The following is a 19,878-nucleotide window of genomic DNA, read 5'->3' as shown; positions in this document are numbered from 1 at the left end:
TACGGCAGCATGCGATGATCGACTGCCACAGCTTTCCCGGCCACTACGAATAACGTCTTCAAACACGTAAAGGGTCAGCGCTCTCGTGCCCTCTGCGTTTACTGCAATCTCTTGCCGAGCTTAGATGCCCAGGCAGAGGTATTTGATTTCCAGGTAATCCTCGATCCCGTACTTGGAGCCTTCACGGCCCAGGCCCGAAGCCTTGATGCCGCCGAACGGCGCCACTTCGTTGGAGATCAACCCGGTGTTCACGCCAACCATGCCGTATTCCAGGGCTTCGGCCACACGGAACACACGGCCCAGGTCGCGCGCATAGAAGTAGGAAGCCAGGCCGAACTCGGTGTCGTTGGACATCGCGATCACTTCGGCTTCGTCTTTGAAGCGGAACAGCGGCGCCAGTGGGCCGAAGGTTTCTTCCTTGGCGACAGCAGCGTCTTTGGGCACGTTGACCAGAATGGTCGGCTCAAAGAAGTTGCCTTCCATCACCTTGCCACCCGCCAGCAGCTTGGCGCCTTTGCTCAGGGCATCAGCGATGTGCTCTTGAACCTTGGCCACGGCTTTTTCGTCGATCAGCGGGCCAGTGGTGGTGCCTTCTTCCAGACCGTTGCCGATCTTGAGTTTGGCCACGGCGACTTTGAGTTTTTCGGCGAACGCGTCGTACACCGAATCCTGGATGTACAGGCGGTTGGCACACACGCAGGTCTGGCCGTTGTTGCGGTACTTGGAGATGATCGCGCCTTCGACGGCCTTATCCAGGTCGGCGTCGTCAAACACGATAAACGGCGCGTTGCCGCCCAGTTCCAGCGAGACTTTCTTGATGTCCTTGGCGCACTCGGCCATCAGCTGACGACCGATTTCGGTGGAGCCAGTGAAGGACAACTTACGCACGATCGGGTTGCTGGTCAGCTCGCTGCCGATATCACCGGCGCTGCCGGAAACCACGCTGAACACGCCTTTTGGAATGCCAGCACGCTGGGCCAATTCAGCCAGGGCGAACGCCGAGAAAGGGGTTTGCGAAGCCGGCTTGAGCACCATGGTGCAACCGGCGGCCAGGGCCGGGCCGGCTTTACGGGTGATCATCGCGGCCGGGAAGTTCCACGGCGTGATGGCCGCGGTAACGCCGATCGGTTGCTTGATCACGATCAGGCGCTTGTCCGGCTGGTGGCCAGGAATCACATCACCGTAGACACGCTTGGCTTCTTCAGCGAACCACTCAATGAACGAGGCGGCGTAGACGATTTCGCCTTTGGCTTCGGCCAGCGGCTTGCCCTGCTCCAGGGTCATCAGGCGCGCCAGGTCGTCCTGGTTCTCGATGATCAGCTCAAACCAGCGACGCAGCTTGTTGGCGCGGTCCTTGGCGGTGAGTGCACGCCAGGCCGGCAGAGCCTTGTCGGCGGCTTCAATGGCGCGGCGGGTTTCGGCCGCACCCATCTTCGGCACGGTGCCAAGAATTTCGCCCGTGGCCGGGTTGTTGACCTTGATGGTTTGACCGTTGTCCGCATCGACCCAAGCGCCATCGATAAAGGCTTGTTGGCGGAACAACTGGGTATCTTTGAGCTGCATGTCGGCTTTCCTTAACAGCACCGCGCGCACGCGGAGCGAATTAGAGTTGTTGAAAGGCGCCTTGTGGGCTGCCGTCAGGGAAATCACCCAGTGCGAGAGATAAGTGAAATAGCGCACGGGAGACAGAGCGTTTGAAATCTCAAACGAATCCTAGGATCAATGGGGGTACAGGGCAATAGTCTGTTCGAAAAAAAGAACGAAAACGGCGCATTTGCCGAATCTTTCTGATCAGCGTGTTTCGGCCGGGTTCCAACCTTTCGATCACTGATACCCGGCGTAGAGCCTCTTGGCAGCAAATTCCTACCCATAAACGGCCAAAGACCAGCATGGACGCCCAAGGTCGACATGGGTATGATGTCGCCCGCACAAGCATCCGTAGCTCAGCTGGATAGAGTACTGCCCTCCGAAGGCAGGGGTCGTGGGTTCGAATCCCGCCGGGTGCACCAGATACAGATGAAAAAGCCCCAGGTTGAAAGAGCTGGGGCTTTTTTGTGGGCTTTTTTTGTATGTCCTGGGCTTCAAGCATCAGCACTATCCGAATAGTTGACTTGGAGCGTAAATAAATCTGTGCCCATTTCCCCCACAGCGCCTTTCCAGGCAAACGATGATCAAAAATGTGGGAGCCGGGCTTGCCCGCGATAGCGCTCGTTCAGGCAATGATGTATTGACTGACCCACCTCCATCGCAGGCAAGCCAGCTCCCACACTTTTTGCGCCTGACTTGAGTTCTGCGCCCGCCGCTCCCACATTTTTGGCCAAGTTGTTTTCAAGATTCCATTAAAAAGCCCGCCACCGAGTAATCGGTGGCGGGCTTTTTTGACGGCATTTATCGCTTCTGCAACGCCTCCAACCGCGCCGGCAAATCCTCCTCGGGAAAGCGCTCATGCAGCGCCAACAGCTTTTCATCCGCCGCTTTGGCTTGCCCCGCCACGCGCAGGCTCACGATCTCCTGCAAACCTTCCTCCAACGAAGGCACAACGACCGGCGCGCGTTTGCTCAGCTTCGCCACGGGTGCATCCGCCATCGCACCGGCGATTTCAGCCTGAACCGGTGCAGACTCTACCCTCGGCGCGACCGCCATCCGCGCCATGGGTGCGGGCGCAGGCGCGGCATACATCTGTGGGGCTGGCGCCGCGGAAAATGTCGCGGGGGATATCTCCGGCTGCGACACGGGCACGCGCATCACCACGCCGATCATCAGTGCCACACCGGCGACAGTGGCGAATGCCATTTGCCAGCGCGGTTGGCGGCAGGCTTGCAGCCAGCGTTGCCACAGGCTGGGTTGCGGCTTGGGGGCTTCGCGGCGGGCGGTGGCGAGGATGAAGGCATCGAGGGACGCTGGCGGTTCGCCGGTGCTGTGTTGACGAAAATGCTGGATCAGCTCGTCGTCAGGTGTGTGTGGGGAGTGGTTCATACGAGTATCTCCTCGGCCAGCAGGCGGCGCAGTTTCTGCTGGGCGTAACGCAGGCGGCTTTTTACGGTTTCCAGCGGGGCGCCGGTGAGGGCGGCGATTTGCGGCACTTCGAGGTCGCCGTGCAGGCGCAGCAGGAAGACTTCGCGCTGGTCTTCGGGCAGGTCTTGCAAAGCGGCGTCGAGGCGCGCCTGGTCGCGGCTCAGGCTCAGTTGCTGCTCAGGGCCGGCGCTGTCGTCGGCCTGGGCGTGCAGTTGTTCGTCGTAGCTGTCGTGCAAGGGGTTGTGGATGCCGTGCTTGCGCCAGTGGTCGATCAGGCGGTTGCGGGCAATCTGGAATAGCCATGTACGAAAACTCGCCCGGCCCTGTGGCTGGGTGGCGCTGCGGATCAGGCTGAGCCAGGTTTCCTGGTACACCTCTTCAGCCAGTTCGGCCTTATTGCTCAGTGACACCAGGAACCGATAAAGGCCTTGGCGGTGCCGCGCGTACAACACCTCGAACGCGGCAGCGTCGCCGGTTCGGTAACGGGCCAGCAGCGATTCGTCGCTGGGTGATTCATCTGTTACGGCCATGTAGGTCGCGAACTCCTTTCGATGGATCGATACACATTGACTGTGGGAGCTGGCAAGCCAGCTCCCACAGTTGATTGTTGCCATGTTCGGGATCAGTGTTTGAGGCTCTGCGCCACTTCCACCAGTTGCACGAACTCGTTGCGCAACCCGAACGGGTCATCACCGCGTGCCGAGCGGGCCAGTGCGGCGGTGTCCTTTAAACTCATGCTGCCAGTGTAGCGGCCATCGCCCTTGAGCTGTTGGGCGAAGGCGGCCACTGCCGCCGCGAAGCGCAGGTCGGCGCTGGCTGGGGTGGTTTCGTTGCGGATAGGCCGTTCGATCAGTTGGCTGGCACCGCCCGCCGCTGGTTTGTAGCGTACGCGCAGCATGGCCAGTTCAGCGGAGGTGTTTTCGGCCGCAGGCGCGGCGGCGTAACGCAACGGCTCCAACCAGCCCTTCTCGCCCTTGGGCACAATTTCGTACAGCGCGGTCACGGTGTGCCCGGCGCCAATTTCACCGGCGTCGACCTTGTCGTTGTTGAAATCCTCACGTTTGAGTGCGCGGTTTTCATAACCCAGCAAGCGGTATTCGCTGACCTGGGCGGGGTTGAATTCCACCTGCAACTTTACATCCCGCGCCACCACCGCCAGGGTCGAGCTGAGCTGGTCTACCAGCACTTTGCGGGCTTCGCGCAGGTTGTCGATGTAGGCGTAGTTGCCGTCGCCGGCATCGGCCAGTTGCTCCATCAGGTGCTCGTTGTAGTTATCCACACCAAAACCCAGGGTGGTCAAGGACACGCCGCTTTTGCGCTGGTCGACGGCCATCTGCTTGAGGCTGTCGAAGTCGCTGACGCCCACATTGAAGTCACCGTCGGTGGCCAGCAGGATGCGGTTGATGCCCTTCTCTATAAAGCCGGCACGGGCCATCTGGTAAGCCAACTCAATGCCCGAGGCGCCTGCCGTTGAGCCGCCGGCAGTGAGTTGGTCGATGGCGTTGCGGATCTTGGTTTTGTCGCGCCCGCTGGTGGGTTCAAGCACCACACGCGACTCACCGGCGTAGACCACCAGCGACACACGGTCTTGATCACGCAGCTGGTCGACCAGCAATTTCAGCGTGCTTTTCACCAGCGGCAACCCTTCTCGGCGGTCCATGGAGCCCGACACATCCACCAGAAACACCAGGTTGGCTGGCGCCAGGTCTGCCACCGCGCGGTCGGACGCCTTGATGCCGATGCGCAGCAGTCGCGTGTGCGGGTTCCACGGCGTGGCGGCGACTTCGGTGGTCACGCCAAAAGGCGACCCATCAGTGGGCAGCGCGTAGTCATAGGGGAAATAATTGAGCATTTCCTCTAGTCGCACGGCGCCGTCAGGTGGCAGCCGCCCTTGGTTGAGGAAACGTCTCACGTTGGCGTAGCTGCCGGTGTCGACGTCGGCGCTGAAGGTCGAGACCGGGGTTTGTGCAACGCTGTAGACCGGGTTGTCGGGCAGATCCTGGTAGCGCTCTTGAGGCGCAGCCCGATACGCCAACGCCACGGCGTCGTGCATGGGCATTGGCGCGGCCATCAGCACGGGCATCGCAGCCTGCTTGCTCAGGGCACCCTCAGCATGAGGCGCGGCGGCCGTTGACATAGGAGGCTTGGTCGCCCCTCCAGACGAGGAAAGCCCACAGCCGACCAGCGAGACCAGTGCGGCAATCGCAACGCTGCAGGCAATGGGGCGCAACACTAAACGAGCATGTGACATGGCGCAGAACCTCAACAGTAAATAATCCGTTCATAGGCTCAGACGCAAAACACTTCAGGTTCGGGTTAACGCTCAAGATTTAAACGTACAACAGGCTTCGCCTACAGAACACTGCGGCATCGCGCGTCAGATAAAGACATCGAGTGCTGTAGTACACTTAGCAGTGCGGAGTCCGAAATAATTTTCTGTCACAGGGAAACTCCGTAATACTTTTAACCAACGAACTCACTCTGTAAGCAATTTTATCTTTCCAAAAAAACACATTAAACAAGATCGAAATTTAAACTTGCAACAAGGCGAGCAGCGCCTAGGGAACCAACCCCGCCGACATCATGTTTAAAAACAAATAAACATAACAGCCATTGCAAACAGTGTCATACCAGACAATTGACACATTCTATAAATAAATACCCTATTGGAAATCAACTTATAGGGTGCGAAGGTATTTCCAGCGCACGGACATGCACTTTCCCAACAAAAGGAGTATTTCCCACAGCAAGAACATGGATTATTTTTATGAGAGTCGACTTTCGCCCGCCTGTCTTCCCGCAACCAACCTACAGCCAAAACGATATTGGCTCGCCTGCTCAGGCCTTTACCCATCCTTTCTTCAAAAATTCGATCTTCCGGCCCTTCGTCCAACCGTTCCTTGAACACCCGTTCGTACGGAAATTCGTACGAAAACTCGTACAGCCCCCCATTCAGCCATCGACCTGGCAGCCATTTAACCCAACCACGACAACCCATCCCCAGACATCCGACATCCCGACCAAACGCAACTGGGATGGTAAAGATACAACCCTGCGCCCCAACGATCCCTTTGCGGCCAACTTGAAAATGCGCTCTTTAGATGAGCGCGAGGCCATCGGCAATCTCACTCGGAAAAACGTTAAGTGGAATGACCAAAATGGCGATGGCAATGTCGCTGTTTCCTACTCGTTCAACAGCGCCCCCTGGCGATTCAATGAGCGCCAGAGAGAAATGGCACGACGGGCCATGCAGTCATGGAGCGATGTGTCCAATCTCTCCTTTGAGGAGAATGAGCGACGCGAAGAGGGCCAAATAAAATTTGGCATATCGGACCAAGTCGACAGCGCATTTGGTCATTACCCAAGCGACCATCGCCTTGGAGGCACCACCCGGTATAACCCCAACAGGGTCACGCGCCACAACTTGATTCATGAAACAGGTCACGCCTTGGGGCTGTTCCATACTGGCAACTACAATGGCGACATCGACAACTACCGAAGGCGCCACGTACAGGATTCCCAGGCTCATAGTGTCATGAGCTATTTCGGGGCATCACTGAGCGGCAAAAACCATGGCGGCGTCGAACCAACATCACCAATGATGGACGATATTTCCGCCATTCAGGCGCTCTATGGCGTCAATCGTCAAACCCGCCAGGGCGACACCACCTACGGTTTCAACTCCAACAGCCAGCGCGATTACTACACCCTCAATTCTAATCGGGATAACGCAGTGTTCTGCATCTGGGACGGGGGCGGCAACGATACCCTGGACGTGTCCGGCTACCGTTCCAACCAGACCATTAACCTCAAGGCCGGCTCGTACTCCGACATAGGCGGGCTCAGGGGCAACGTGTCCATCGCTCGCGGTGTCGTCATCGAAAATGCCATCGGTGGCTCAGGCGACGACGCGATGATTGGCAACGATGCCGATAACCGACTCACAGGCGGCGCGGGGGGTGACCGGCTGCGCGGAGGCGGCGGCGCGGATACGTTTGACTACAACAGTGCGAGTGACTCCACGCCCGAGAACCCCGACACGCTTATGGATTTTGTCAGCGGCACCGACAAAATCAATGTGTCCATGGCCATGGAGGACGCCAATGTCGGCACCCTGGCCTTCGTCCGCCAGATGACAGGCAAGGCCGGTGAAACGGTGCTCACCTACGATGAACAAAGCGGCAAGGGCAGCGTGGCGATTGACCTGACGGGCAACGGCACAGCCGACCTGCTGATACGCACCTATGGGCAAGTCAAAGCAAACGATATTGTCGGCTCCGCAAACACCCTAGGCCATGATCAACAGCCTGACGCCTCGAGTACCCGATCCGCATTCACGCCAACCCGCCTGCCCCATCGTTCAATTACACACACTTACGAAAAAGCCAGTGATTCGACCTATCACAATGCCAACTTGATTGATGACTTTATCAGTGGCAAAGACAAGATAAATCTCACCGAGCTGGTTAAGAATACCGGCATACCGCTGCGGCTTGTTGATGACTACACAGGCCGTGTAGGCGATACCGTAGTTAAGTTTAACTCACACAATGGTCGATACTTTGTGGGCGTGGACTTGACGGGTAAGCGCCGGACCGACTTTCTGGTTAAAAGCACCCAACCCATAAAGCCAGAGGACATCATGGGCTTGACTTAAAACGTTAAAAGCACTGCCAGTTTATTGTCACACAGAGCGTAACCCCAGGGTTTAAACCTGTCAGCCCTTAGAGGGATGCCGTTACCCATGAACTTTAACGTTCACGCCTGCGCTCGCCCATTAAAAGGATTTGAGTAGATGCACTTTGTCATTAACAAGCCTTATACGGCGCGTGCAATATTTGACCCAGCCGATCAACCACCCGGCGCAGTAAAGCACACACCCTTGGTGTCCTACACCACCGACCAAGCAGCCAGGCAACTGCTGCGCGCCATTCGGGAGAAGTCCGTACAGCGTTTTACCCAGACACATATTAACCTTTTTAAATGGATTTAAACGCAGGCAATTTCCCTCTTGGCGGATGGAATTAGCCAACTTACCAAAAGCAATACTGCACATACCCAGTGAGGATTAGTACCTTGAGAATAAACCCAACAACACCCTTGCATCACCCTTACCCGCCTGTTGCCCCAGCGGCTCAAGGCTCTACTCAACCTTCACGGTTGCCGCCACCTACCGCGCCCAGCCAACGTCAGTACTTTGCGCCCCCCGCCGCACAACAAAACCGCAATAGGGGCAACTATGACCCGACTCAACGCCCGGATGACCCCTACATAGGCAACGTCAACAGCCCGTCGTTTAATAAAGAGCAGGCTGTCTGGCAGCTCACACGAGAAACAAAAAAATGGGAGGACTGGAACCAAAACAATAAGACCGAGGTTTCCTATTACTTCACTCGCGAGCGAGGTATGGAATTCAATTACCACCAGAAACAAGATGCCCGGCGCTCCCTCCAATCCTGGGCCGACGCGGCCAACCTGACCTTCACTGAAAATGGTGGCCAGGCGGAAGGGCGATTGACCTTTCGAATATCCGACAGCGTCGACTATGCCGCCGGCCAATATCCTCACACGCGCGATGAGGACAGCCAAGCCGGTGATACACGTTACAAACCGTACGCAGTGCAACGCCCAGTCCTAACCCACGAAATCGGGCACGCCCTCGGCCTGCTTCACCCGGGTGAGTACAACAGGGGTGACCCCAACAGTTCTGCGCGGGTGTATGCACAAGACTCCAAAGCCCATGCCCTCATGAGCTACTACACGGCTGAGGACAGTGGCAAAAGCGCAAAAGACAGGCCATTGGCCCCCATGATGGACGACATCAGTGCTATCCAACACTTTTACGGTGCCAATTACCAAACGCGTCGAGAAAACAACACCTATGGCTTCAACTCCAATACCGGCAGGGACTATTACTCCCTGAGAAACGCACAGGATGCAGCCTATTTCTGCATATGGGACGGCGCCGGCAACGACACACTGGACGTATCGGGTTACCGCACCAACCAAGTCGTTAACCTCAGGGCAGGGTCGTTCTCTGATGTGGGCAATGGGCGAGGCAACGTCTCGATCGCTCGCGGTGTCGTCATCGAAAATGCCATCGGTGGCTCAGGCCATGATGTGCTGATCGGCAACGCCGCCGATAACCGGCTCACCGGTGGGGCAGGCGCAGACCGCATGCGCGGCGGCGGCGGCGCCGACAGTTTCGTCTATAACCACGCCAGCGACTCCACGCCTGCAAACCCCGACGTCATCATGGATTTCAACAGCGGCACCGACAAGATTGACCTGAGCGGGCTGGAGCGAAGGTCCAACGCGAAATTCAAGCCCGTCCAGGCGTTCAGCGGGCGTATCGGCGACACGATCTTAGGCTTCAACCCGCAGACCCAGCTCTACTTCATCTCCATCGACTTGACCGGCAACCGTACAGCCGACTTCGTGGTGACCAGTACGCAATTGATCAGGACAGGGGATGTGCTAGTGAGCTGACTGCAACCCATGCATACCCGAGCCGCGAAGCCTTTGCTGAACTGAGCAGTCAGCAAAGGCCGTTCACGATCGAGCAGGCACTCAGTCGGTGCCGTACTTCGGGTTACGCGGGCCATACAAAATGCCGGTACGCTGCCCCGCCGACAGCAGGCGAACACTGGCAATACCGGCAATCGGGTGCGCCGCATCGGTGGAGCTGTTGATCACCTGCTTCACCGCTGCCGACACCAGCATGCCCACCAGGCCACCCCCATTGTTATTGCCTTCCTCGCTGGAAGCACGCGCCGAACCGGTCCACAACGTGGTGCCGGTGCGCAGGTCCACCAGCTTGGCCGAGGCGGTCACGGAGGTGTCGCTGGAGATCAGCATGTACTTGGTGCCGTAGTCGCTGATGGTGATGTACAGCGCCGCGTCCGCACCAAAAATGTCATGCAGCTTGCCCGGCGCCACGCCCTGAATATCGTTGGCGGTGGTCAGGCCGTTCTGGCGGAAAGTTTCGTCCACCAGGGCAATCGGCAACACGTAGTAACCGGCTTCGGCCAACGGGTAGGTGACCTGCGAAACCAGGCTGTAGGAGGCCTGCACTTCCGGCGACTCATTGATGGGTGGCAGTACCAGGATCGACTTCGGCCGAGCCTGTTTGAACGCTGTGTAATCAATGGTCTTGGGCGCCGCGCAGCCGCCGAGCAATGCCAGGGCCAGCAAGGCGCCGGTGAGTTTTAACAGGTTCATTTAGTGGCAACTCCAGCCTTGGCGTTTTTCAGCAAAAAGTCCATGTACGCAGCGGACTCAGGGAACAATGCCTTCTCGGTGCGGAACTCCTGCACCATCTGGTCATCCTTGCCCATGCTCAGGTACAGCATGCCCAGGTGCGCGTGGTAACCCGGCGGGGCCTTGCGGCCGCTGGCGTTGATCTTTTGCAGATCGCGTTCCAGGGCTTCCACCTGCGCTTCCTTGGGCTCGCCCTTGAAGTACTCGTAAACCTGCGGCTGGTAGCTTTCCCATTGATACAGGGGTTGGGGCGCCGTGTGGCACCCGGCGACCGTCGCGATTGCTGTCAGCATCAGCGCCAACTTAACTGCCTTGCTCATCCGTGTAGTGCTCCTTGGCGTTGTTGTTATTAGTTGCGCGGGTTCCAGGCGCCGGCGTTGATGCCGTCTACCAGGCGGTTGATCGCTTCGCGCATGGCCAGGTCCAGAACCTTGCCATTGAGCGTGGAGTCGTAGCTGGCAGTGCCGCCAAAACCGATGACTTCACGGTTGGAGAGCGCGTACTCACCGGCGCCCTGGGTGGAATACACCACTTCGGAGGTGCTGATGTTGACGATATTCAGCGCGACTTTGGCGTAAGCCACTTGGGTCTTGCCACGGCCAAGAATGCCGAACAGCTGGCGGTCGCCGGTCTCTTTGCGGCCGAATTCGGTGACGTCGCCGGTCACCACGTAGTCAGCGCCTTTAAGCTTTTGCACGGTGCCTTTGATTGCGGCTTCCTGGGAGATTTCGCCCATGTTGTCGCGGTCCAACACGCTGAAGCGGTTGGTCTGCTGCAGGTGGGTGATCAGGATGGTCTTTGCCTGGCCGCCGAGGCGGTCAACACCGTCGGAAAAGATGCCGCGCATGTAGCTGGAGCGGTTATCGAACTTGCCCACGGCAATCGGCACACGCACGCCGGAATAGGCGACGTGGGCACTGGCAACTTGCTCCACCGGCATCGCACGGTTGCTCTCGGTGGCGCAACCGGCCACGCTCAGCAGCGCTGCGGCGGTGAGGCCCGACAGCAGGATTTTGGACAGTGTTTTCACAGAGTGCTCCTAGGGATGAAACCAGCGCAAAGGGCTGTTATGTAAGTTATCAACGAAGTCGCGGCAATCAGATTTTGCTGAAAGCGCGCGCGCGTTTGCACGCAGCCTCAACATGGAAAGTGTCGAGCCCGCCAATAGCGGTATCAGGAAGGGTGACTGCCTCGCAGCAGTGCGGTTGAAACGTGCGGCCCGCGGTGAGGCGGGTGGCAGGGAGAAAAGCAGAGAGGCGCATTGCTTGATTCATCCTTGAAAAATGCCGTGTATCCAGTGCGCGGCATTTTACGGGGTTGCCCTGTGTACTCAAGCGGTTTCGTTGCTGCGGGGGCGTTCCCCGCCCAACGGCAACGGCCCTTTACTGCCAGGTCAGGCCAGGCTCACGAGCATTTCGACGGTGGCCAAAGGGTCGAGCAACATGCAGTGATGCCCGCTGCCCAGCACCGCCGTGCGCACGTGCGGGTCATTTTTGAAGCGGTTGTAAAACTGCCCGAAGCCACTGCCCAGGTAGCCTTCGCAATACACATAGCTGGTCGGAATGTGCGCCGGCGGCGGCGCGGCATGCAGCGGTTCGAAGAAGGTTCGCCAGGGCTGCGGCGCCAAGCGCGGGGTGATGTAAGCCACCAGGGCCGGGTCGGTAATACCGAACACCTCAGGCGGGTAGGCCGGGATCGGCACGTCATGGTTCTTAAACGCCTCCAGCCCTGGGCGGCGCTCGGCGGGCACGTAATCCACCAGTGCCTTGCCCGGCTCGGGCACGAATGCATCCAGGTAGATCAGCGATTGGATCCGCCCAGGCAAGCGTGCCGCCACACCCGTGGTGACCATGCCGCCATAACTCCAGCCCACCAGCGTGACCGCGTGCAAGTCCTCCATCACGATGTGCGCCACCACATCCTCGATATGCGTACCCAGGCCCACGCACGCATCGGCGGTGTGACGACGCTCGCCCAAACCGCTCAACGTCGGTGCGCTCACCGCGTGCCCCATGCCGCGCAACACCGGTATCACATCGCGCCAAACCCAGGCACCATGCCACGCCCCCGCGACCAGCACGTAGGTGTTATCAGGACGTCGGTTCATGCAGGTAGGCCTCGGAGAATGGTCTGTTCAGTAAGATGAACACTTGAGGGGCGGGGATTATTCCGGGGCTACGGTGCGCCGCACATCCACATGTGGGAGCGGGCTTGCCCGCGATAGCAGTGTGTCAGTCACTGGATTTATTCACTGACCCACCGCCATCGCGGGCAAGCCCGCTCCCACAGGGGTTTGGTGGTGTTACTGATCGTTCCCACACTCCGCGTGGGAATGCATACGGTGACGCTCTGCGTCACGGCCTCAAAAGCAGACGCAGAGCGTCCAGGGCGGTATTCCCACGCAGAGCGTGGGAACGATCAGCGCTGGGGCTTAGAACGCGTAACGCGCTTTGAGCATCACGCCATCGGCGTCAAAGCCACTGCGCGCCTGGCGGGTGTAGCTGGCGCCCACGGTGAAGTCCGACACCTGATAGTTCACGCCCACACTCGCCTCGTAGCTGTCACGCGCCACCGACGCGCCAGTGGTGGTGAACGCCGCACCACCCGCCACAAAGTTGGAGGTTTGCGCGACGCGATCACCCATCAGGTCGTGATACGCCATCAAGGTCGCTTCCGGTTGCAGGCTGCCTGCGCCCATCGGCAAGTTACCGGCCAAACGCAAACCAGCGCCCAACTCACCCACTTCATAACGCTGCGAACGCGTGCTCAGCGCCGCCGAAGAACCCTTCTCGTCGTAGCCGTCCATGCGCACATTGGCATAACGCGCCGCCACGCGTGGCTCGATCACCACCGCCTGCGATGGCTTGAAGCTGTAGCCGCCGATCACACTGGCCGACAGCACATTGCTGTCATAACTGCCCTTGGCCGTGGTGCCCGCCACATGGCGCTTGCTGTCGTTGTCGTTATGACCGTAGCTGAGGCTGCCATCCACAAACCAGTTTTGCAGCGCCCAGTTGCCATACAGCGACAGCGCGTGGCCTTCGACGTCGGTCTTATTGCCCAGGTCCGAATGGATGTTGGAATTAAGGTAGCTGTAAGCCACGCCCAGGGTGGTGGTGTCGTTCAAACGACCGTCCACACCCACGGCCATGCCGCTGCTGTTGGCCGAGTAGCCGTTATTGCCGCCGCGCCCATCCTGGTCCATGTTGCTGCTCAAACCCTGCACCCACACGCCGCCGGTTTGATGGCCTTCGCGCTGGTCGGTAAGGCGGTTGAAGATCGCGCCATTGACCACGCTTTGCCCCGACAACGCCACGTCCAGCGCGCCACGGTTAACGTCCGGCTTGAGCTCTTCGCCGACCTGCGCCAGCGCCTGCACCGAGGGTGCATTGGCCACCGACTGGAACACCGCATCCTGGGTATCGAGCTGGCTGAGCACGCGGTTTTTAAGGGTGTTGACCGCCGCCACAGCCGGCTCGGCAGTGCCTACACTGGCGAGCATGCTGCGCACTTGCTGATCGCTCTTCACACTCACCACGGCCTTGACCGTCTGCGCGTCAGCCGAGTAGCTGAGCACGTTAAGCAACGACGACGCGCTGGCCACCGTCAGGCCGTTATTCTGCAGGCTGCCGGCCTGCAACAGAGTGTATTGCGTGGCGGCAGGCGTGCTGGTGAAGTCACCGGGTTTGGCGCTGACGGTAATGTGCGACCCCAGGGCAAAAGTCGCCGGGCCATTGACGGTAAGGTACGGCGTGGTCGGCACCACTTGGCTGCCCAGGCGCATGTCCACACCTGCGCCGCTGCCCACATACAGCTCACGGCTCATTACCGTGCCGGGCGCCGACAGGTTCAGGGAACCGGCGTTAACCGACACCGGCGCGTTGATACGGCTGCCGGTAAAATCCGCTTGCCCGCCGATGTTCACCGAGTTAACCCCCAGCACGTCACCCTGGATGCGGCCACCGGTCCAGATCAGCGAAGCCAGGTTCCCGCCGTCGATGGCCACCCCGGAACTGCTGCGAATTTCCCCGGCCTGCTGGTTGATCTCGAAGGGCGAAGTCTGGTCGACAGGTTTCACCAGGATCGCCGTGCTGTCAGCGCTGATCAAGCCTCGGTTGATGATGCCCCGCGCACCGACCGGCGAATCATTGGTGAACGTGGCCCCGCGCAGGCTGATAGCGCTCGCGTTGCTGCCCTTGGCTTCGATGGTGCCCGTGTTGAGCAGCTTATCAAGGGTGCCTTCGTATATCTCCACCGCCCGTGATTGATTACCGGTGACCGAGAGCAGGCCGGTGTTCTCAATGCGCAGGGGGTTGGTCTCGGTCTCAATCACCATCCCCAACGCTTCCTCACCCGTGACGCGGATAATCCCGGCGTTGATGATCTTGCCGCCGACCGTCACCGGTATGTTGTTGTGGGTGTCCAGAATCAAGCCATACCCGTAGTACGAGGTGATATCCACCAGGCCCGAGTTGATCACGTCGCCGGCAACCGTAGTGCCATTCAGGTAGATGCCTTCTGCGTCACTTTCCGGCCCGGAGCCCGGTACATCGACCGCGATGATCGTGCCGGTGTTGACCACATTGCCGCCGACCATGGCCGCGCCCACTTCAAAGCCTTCGGCCCAGATCTGGTTGACCATGTTGATCGTGCCGGCCTGAACGATACCGCCGGTGATGGTGCCGCCCCGGTTGCGCAGGTCTGAATCCAGCGCGCCATCCACCACAAACCCGCGCACATTGCGGCCGCTGCCATCCAGGTTGAAATTGGCGTAGTTGATCAACGCGCCCTGGATGTTGGTATCGGCCACGCTGGCGCCGTCGGTCTTGCGCTCGGTGGCGACGATATTGCGTGTGCCCACCAGCGTCACGGTCTCGTTGAAGGTCTGGTACGACCATGCGTTCTGGCCGGTACTCACATCAAATTCCACGGCACTGGCCTGTGCGGCGCCTGCGCTGACCATCAGGGCCAGCAGGGTTTTCTGGAACGGCTTGCGCTTCATTTCAAACTCCATGAACTACAGTCAAAGCCGCCAATACGCCCGGCGGCCGTAGGTGTGCTGAGCGAGGGATCAGATGATCCGAATGCATTCCCCCAAGGCGCCCTGCTGAACTGCAGGCGCGAGCAATCGCACCGCAGCCGGTGGTGGCAGAAAAGGGATTGGGGAGGCGAAGTTCACATTAATCCTTAATGTCGTTTTAAAAACGCTGCAGTCCATGCAGCCCGACCGGTTGCGGGTGGGCGGGGTAAAGACCCGGGCTTGAGGGAAATGGTTCCTTTTGCGGTAGGACGCTTCCCCAAACTACCGAGGGTTTGCCTGATATCCGTGAGCGGACGGCGGAATGCGTTGGGGATGGTGGGGTTGGGGATCGGCGAAAGGGGGTTGAGTCAGGGCGTTGGTGCCTTGCGTGGGTTTGGGTGGGGGGCTTATAGTCCGGCCCGTCGCCCATATGGCGATCAGGTTTGGCGACCTGACAACAGAGTGCAAAAGCAACCCGCTTCTATGCAGGTGTTTTTGCACCCGCAAAGCTGTGCATGTTATGGCGGCTGTGCGCGGGAGACCCTTGGGTCTGCCGGTTACTCTGTTCCGGTTCGCCAACCTGCGTACAGCTGCCACCCATTCGTTTGGCGACGAATGCGTGGTGGCTTAATCCACCAACAGAGTACTGAAAATGAACCAATACATGCCCCTAACGGGCCACGACTGCACCGTCCCCGCTCTGCTTATCGACACCAGCGCACCCCTCGACGTACTCCACGACGCCGCCGCGTACCGGATTCGCGCCGTCACGCAACTGTTGGAAAACCTGGCCTTCCGCGAACAGCTCAGCAGCGATGCTGTGGTGCTTCAAGACTTCGCCCAACTACTGGCTATACCGCTGCGGGATGGGTGTGATTTGCTGGATGTCATTATTCGCAGGCTTAACAGCGTCAACTGACCGCGACAGGGCGGCTGACGAGTTGCCCTGTTAACGGTGAGGCAGTGAGTAGGGGCAAACTACACTTGAATATTAAAGGTGGCTTGTCACTACTCCTTTACACCATCAAACAGAAAATGGCCTGCCCCTATTTCACGCTCGATCTTATATACCTGTCACAGATTTCAGAGTACTTAATGGTCACAGAATTAACATCATCAACAACACAATTCCATTTTTTACCAAACTCGTACGCCAACCATAAATACATCTCTATCGACCTTTTTGAGTGTCCCAACTGTATTTCAATCATTGTCCTCGGCGTGGCACCCAACAAAGATTCCCAATCGAGAATATCTTGCGCATCATAAAAACCTATGAGCTTTTCGTAGGTAAGTAATGACACATACAAAGTGGCCTCATCCCAGCTCAATACTCCACGACTACGTTTACCCGCGCTGACGATTCCACCTACAGCGTGGAGAAAATCAGCGAAAGTGTCTTCGTCAATTGCCACATCCGATATAATTGATGCTGAGTTGCTCACAACCATAACCCCGCTTTTTTTGGTTCCATACTCGAATAACTCTTCGACGCGAATGAAAAGGGCGGAAAAGTGGACAGATTTATTTAAGTAACAAAGGACTCAGAAAATTAAATAAATCTGTCCCCTTTTTCCCTTTTCCCTACAAAACTCTAAAAAAGTAAAACCGTGGTCCACCCTATTTTTCCAAAAAATAAACCCTATTTTTAAAGAACAACCTCACTGAACTCTAAAAAGCTCAAACGTGGTCTGACCCCTATTTCCCTGTTTTTGTGTGGTGCAAACCAAGTTGCCGACTGATGCAGGCTTCTTCAATAATTCCAACTTTTTGATTTTTTGTAAGAAAAATCGGGAATCCCTCAGGGTCAGACCACTATTTCCTCTATTTATTTTTTTAGCTATCATCAGTGCTCTATCAATCATATCGGAGGTAATGTAAGGCACAAATCCGAGCCTGTCGCCATTCCCAAAGCTCTGTTTATATTCATCCAGACGTACCGTATCACCAGCCAGTGCTAGAGCCGCCAAATGGCGAACTGGCATTGCACCTTTAGCATCTGTTGGTAGCACTCTATAAGCGCTCAACCCCTCGTCAATACTCTGAGAGCGAGCCCAAGACAACGCCTTCTCAGACAGCCGAATAACATCATCGCCAGAAAAACTAGACAATTTCTCCGGAGCTTCATTACTAACTATGATCGGAGCATTACTACCGTCATTACCCATTATAAAAGAAGCGGCCTCCGAGAATTCCTTTGAGGAAATGGAGGGCATAAGCGAAACCCGAAAATGGTCCGAGCGCTTACCGACCGATGGGATGACCTGAAGTTGAGCCCCTCCGACGTCAGTGACGCAAAAATAATCACCAACTTCATCTTTGCTACAAGTCCAGCCCTGTTCCTTCAAGATTGAAACCACATCTTTTTCTTTCATTACTTGGCACCCGGAAACTTCATAATTTCAATAGGAATGCCATTAGGATACCCTTGTTCCTTTAACAGCACACCCGGCTTCAGGCCAAAGCTTTCTGCCACTTTACCTCTAGGAATCGAACTCCCATCTTTAATTTTACGGAAAATTTCGAACTGACGAATACTTAGGCCCGCACCACCTTTAATAATTCCAACCTCTTGATTTTTCGTAAGAAAAATTGGGAATCCTTCAGGGCCTGCCCCCTTTTCTCACTATTTTCAGGATCTTATCCCTATTTTATCTTTTCTCTACTCAACGGCAAATTAGATACAGCTTAGAGCGCAATTCATCAAATCTGTCATTCTCTGCCTTTAGAAGTTTACCATCGTGATAAAGCACAATATCGCTTAAGGAACCACTACCACCATACATCCTTAGTACCGCACTATATAAAACAGTCGCTTCAGACTCACTATAGCTACCGACTCGCCGCAGGCCTTCGGCCCAGTCCCGAATTCCCGCCATATCGAGCAAGGTAGCCATCTCCTCAAGAACCAGTACAGCACTCTCATAGTTATTCATTTTACGGCCTCGCGTCCAAAACCTTTACTCCTTCAATCGCCCCCTATTTCCTCCCGGCGCAAATCTGCTCCCAGCCTTTCACAATGGTGCCGGTGTACTTGCCACAGGTCGCCCCTTCCAAATTCGCGTCGAGCGCGTCGCGCTCAGGCGCAAGCCATACCGCGTCGGCCAAGTACACCGCGCCCGCTGCCAGCAGCAGAACCACGGCCACACGCGTCGCCATGTAGCGCGCCGTGGCCCGAGGCGTGCGCAAGCGCTCGAACACAAATGCGAACAGCAGCCCAATGCCACACATCAGGAAACCGCCCAGCGCCGCTCCGAAAGCGCCGGCGGTAGAGCTGTCGAAGGAGCCCCACGCCAACATACAAACGCTTGCACTGACGAACATCAGCAGCAGGCACAACCCCTGCACCAACCGCCATCCGACTACCGCTAAACCTGCCATCTGAACCTCACGTGTCATGGGAACCTCGTACCGATATGCGCCGGCTCATTCAAAAAACGTGGTCAGCCCCTGAGGGATCCCCTGACCACCTCATCACCTAAGTCGTTAGGCTGTGTTGAGATGACGCGTAGCGCCCATCACTTCCTCGATTTGTATTGCCTCCGTCACTCAGCCAAGGGCCGCAAACACCAACGCGTTACAGGCTCAATAGCTAGAAGCAAGCTAAACCGCCAGTCCGCCAGACGCGAGCGCGAGCCGTGGTTGCTTGCCAGTAATTTGTCGCAAAGCGAGTGGAACCCAGCAAAAATCGTGGCGATTTATAAGCGCCGTATGCAGATCGAAGAAGGCTTCCGAGATGTAAAAAGTGAGCACCTGGGATTAGGCCTGAATCTGCATCGAAGCCATTGTCCAAAGCGCATTGAGGTGTTGTTGTTGATTGCTGCATTGGCCAACTACCTTCTCTTTTTAACAGGGCTGCTGGCACGAGAAAGCGGTTTGGAACGACGCTACCAAAGCAACAGCGTCAAAGAAAAGCGAGTGCTCTCATTGTGGCGACTAGGCTTGGAATACTGGCGAAGCTGCACAGATTTTGGAGGCCGAGGACACTTGGAAATAGTGGAGCGGGCTCTGCGTGATGAGGTGTGCCATCAAGCGCAGAGCTTAGGGTAAATTTGTGGGGATCCCTCAGGGTCTGACCCCTATTTCCCTTTTCCTCTCCGTCAAATATCTGGCCAAGAAATATCTTCAGAGTGCAACCACACTATTCGATGTGATTTAACTAGAGGTTTTTTAAAAAAATCTTCAACTGCGAGCCATGCTATTTTCGGTTCTAAAAATGAGCCAGCAGGAACGAATTGGTCCTCTCCAAAGTCCTCAACCTGATTCATTTTTTGTTGATCGCCTACTGAGTAAAATTCAGCCCCTCTGCGTTCATTTGCTGCCCTTATATTGTATCTGACAGAAATCCCGAGTTCTTTGTTCTCTAAAACTGAAAGCTCAGACTTGTCGCCTTCTTCACTGACAAAACTAAAAACACCATCGCCGCACCCTTTCTGCCACATCGCAGATTGATAGTTTAAAAAAAAGTCAGCATAAAACTCCAAATCTGGATCTGCATCAACGTCATGATCTAGAAAAATACACTTGAATTCAGACATTACTACCTCTACCGAGCTCTAGAATCAATGGTAACTCTTTGGCCA

At 56.9% G+C, this 19,878-nt stretch carries 19 protein-coding genes and 1 tRNA gene; 6 read left to right on the top strand and 14 right to left on the bottom strand.

Features of this window, described 5'->3' with window-relative positions:
- Positions 1 to 120: 120 nt before the first annotated feature.
- Positions 121 to 1,563 carry an NADP-dependent succinate-semialdehyde dehydrogenase gene (gabD, locus tag P5706_RS00760; protein ID WP_017136690.1) on the bottom strand — a complete coding sequence of 481 codons (1,443 nt, stop codon included), beginning with the start codon at positions 1,561 to 1,563 and terminating at the stop codon, positions 121 to 123.
- Between the two features lie 369 nt (positions 1,564 to 1,932).
- On the opposite strand from gabD, the gene P5706_RS00755 reads away from it, so the two are divergent.
- Positions 1,933 to 2,009: transfer RNA gene (locus P5706_RS00755), tRNA-Arg, on the top strand.
- 379 nt (positions 2,010 to 2,388) lie between these two features.
- On the opposite strand, the gene P5706_RS00750 is transcribed toward P5706_RS00755, so the two are convergent.
- The 3 genes from P5706_RS00750 to P5706_RS00740 form a co-directional block, all read right to left on the bottom strand.
- Positions 2,389 to 2,976 (bottom strand): hypothetical protein, encoded by a 588-nt coding sequence (locus tag P5706_RS00750; RefSeq protein WP_285678324.1) that lies wholly within the window; start codon positions 2,974 to 2,976, stop codon positions 2,389 to 2,391.
- Positions 2,973 to 3,545 (bottom strand): RNA polymerase sigma factor, encoded by a 573-nt coding sequence (locus P5706_RS00745; RefSeq protein ID WP_285678323.1) that lies wholly within the window; start codon positions 3,543 to 3,545, stop codon positions 2,973 to 2,975. The genes P5706_RS00750 and P5706_RS00745 overlap by 4 nt, the downstream gene beginning before the upstream one ends.
- Before the next feature lie 92 nt (positions 3,546 to 3,637).
- Positions 3,638 to 5,266, bottom strand: coding sequence for a vWA domain-containing protein (locus tag P5706_RS00740; RefSeq protein WP_285678322.1), 1,629 nt, complete (start codon positions 5,264 to 5,266; stop codon positions 3,638 to 3,640).
- A 516-nt stretch (positions 5,267 to 5,782) separates the two neighbouring features.
- Here P5706_RS00740 and P5706_RS00735 point away from each other — a divergent pair.
- The 3 genes from P5706_RS00735 to P5706_RS00725 all read left to right on the top strand — a co-directional run bounded on the left by P5706_RS00735 (position 5,783) and on the right by P5706_RS00725 (position 9,504).
- Positions 5,783 to 7,672 (top strand): M10 family metallopeptidase C-terminal domain-containing protein, encoded by a 1,890-nt coding sequence (locus tag P5706_RS00735; RefSeq protein ID WP_285678321.1) that lies wholly within the window; start codon positions 5,783 to 5,785, stop codon positions 7,670 to 7,672.
- A gap of 138 nt (positions 7,673 to 7,810) precedes the next feature.
- Positions 7,811 to 8,008, top strand: a complete 198-nt coding sequence (locus P5706_RS00730; protein WP_285678320.1) for a hypothetical protein — start codon at positions 7,811 to 7,813, stop codon at positions 8,006 to 8,008.
- 83 nt (positions 8,009 to 8,091) lie between these two features.
- Positions 8,092 to 9,504, top strand: coding sequence for a M10 family metallopeptidase C-terminal domain-containing protein (locus tag P5706_RS00725; protein ID WP_285678319.1), 1,413 nt, complete (start codon positions 8,092 to 8,094; stop codon positions 9,502 to 9,504).
- Positions 9,505 to 9,585: 81 nt separating this feature from the next.
- On the opposite strand, the gene P5706_RS00720 is transcribed toward P5706_RS00725, so the two are convergent.
- From P5706_RS00720 to P5706_RS00700, 5 genes are all read right to left on the bottom strand, one after another.
- Positions 9,586 to 10,236, bottom strand: coding sequence for a DUF799 domain-containing protein (locus P5706_RS00720; protein WP_017136674.1), 651 nt, complete (start codon positions 10,234 to 10,236; stop codon positions 9,586 to 9,588).
- Positions 10,233 to 10,595, bottom strand: coding sequence for a DUF4810 domain-containing protein (locus tag P5706_RS00715; protein WP_017136673.1), 363 nt, complete (start codon positions 10,593 to 10,595; stop codon positions 10,233 to 10,235). The genes P5706_RS00720 and P5706_RS00715 overlap by 4 nt, the downstream gene beginning before the upstream one ends.
- 29 nt (positions 10,596 to 10,624) lie before the next feature.
- A complete protein-coding gene (locus tag P5706_RS00710; protein WP_285678318.1) occupies positions 10,625 to 11,305 on the bottom strand; it encodes a CsgG/HfaB family protein in 681 nt (226 codons plus the stop codon).
- Positions 11,306 to 11,668: 363 nt separating this feature from the next.
- A complete protein-coding gene (locus P5706_RS00705; RefSeq protein WP_285678317.1) occupies positions 11,669 to 12,382 on the bottom strand; it encodes an alpha/beta hydrolase in 714 nt (237 codons plus the stop codon).
- Between the two features lie 324 nt (positions 12,383 to 12,706).
- Entirely contained in the window at positions 12,707 to 15,277 is a 2,571-nt protein-coding gene (locus tag P5706_RS00700; protein ID WP_285678316.1) for an autotransporter family protein, read from the bottom strand.
- A 682-nt stretch (positions 15,278 to 15,959) separates the two neighbouring features.
- Here P5706_RS00700 and P5706_RS00695 point away from each other — a divergent pair.
- A complete protein-coding gene (locus P5706_RS00695) occupies positions 15,960 to 16,214 on the top strand; it encodes a hypothetical protein (protein WP_017136667.1) in 255 nt (84 codons plus the stop codon).
- Positions 16,215 to 16,341: 127 nt separating this feature from the next.
- Here the strand turns inward: P5706_RS00695 and P5706_RS00690 are convergent, their stop codons facing one another.
- The 4 genes from P5706_RS00690 to P5706_RS00675 all read right to left on the bottom strand — a co-directional run bounded on the left by P5706_RS00690 (position 16,342) and on the right by P5706_RS00675 (position 18,694).
- Positions 16,342 to 16,746 (bottom strand): hypothetical protein, encoded by a 405-nt coding sequence (locus tag P5706_RS00690; RefSeq protein WP_200431202.1) that lies wholly within the window; start codon positions 16,744 to 16,746, stop codon positions 16,342 to 16,344.
- A 210-nt stretch (positions 16,747 to 16,956) separates the two neighbouring features.
- Positions 16,957 to 17,670 (bottom strand): DUF6990 domain-containing protein, encoded by a 714-nt coding sequence (locus P5706_RS00685; RefSeq protein WP_285678315.1) that lies wholly within the window; start codon positions 17,668 to 17,670, stop codon positions 16,957 to 16,959.
- 291 nt (positions 17,671 to 17,961) lie between these two features.
- The gene (locus P5706_RS00680) at positions 17,962 to 18,231 is read right to left on the bottom strand and encodes a DUF6966 domain-containing protein (protein ID WP_069786423.1); all 270 of its coding nucleotides are present in this window, start codon (positions 18,229 to 18,231) and stop codon (positions 17,962 to 17,964) included.
- 43 nt (positions 18,232 to 18,274) lie between these two features.
- Complete coding sequence (locus P5706_RS00675; protein ID WP_106577335.1) at positions 18,275 to 18,694, bottom strand: hypothetical protein; 420 nt, start codon at positions 18,692 to 18,694, stop codon at positions 18,275 to 18,277.
- Between the two features lie 102 nt (positions 18,695 to 18,796).
- Here P5706_RS00675 and P5706_RS00670 point away from each other — a divergent pair, with 102 nt between their 5' ends.
- Positions 18,797 to 19,345 (top strand): transposase, encoded by a 549-nt coding sequence (locus tag P5706_RS00670; protein ID WP_200431206.1) that lies wholly within the window; start codon positions 18,797 to 18,799, stop codon positions 19,343 to 19,345.
- A 50-nt stretch (positions 19,346 to 19,395) separates the two neighbouring features.
- On the opposite strand, the gene P5706_RS00665 is transcribed toward P5706_RS00670, so the two are convergent.
- Positions 19,396 to 19,833, bottom strand: a complete 438-nt coding sequence (locus P5706_RS00665; protein WP_200431207.1) for a hypothetical protein — start codon at positions 19,831 to 19,833, stop codon at positions 19,396 to 19,398.
- Positions 19,834 to 19,878: the final 45 nt, after the last annotated feature.

The organism is Pseudomonas sp. ChxA (assembly GCF_030263855.1).
GTDB classification, from domain to species: domain Bacteria; phylum Pseudomonadota; class Gammaproteobacteria; order Pseudomonadales; family Pseudomonadaceae; genus Aquipseudomonas; species Aquipseudomonas fluorescens_CB.
This window is presented reverse-complemented; position numbering and strand designations above follow the sequence as displayed.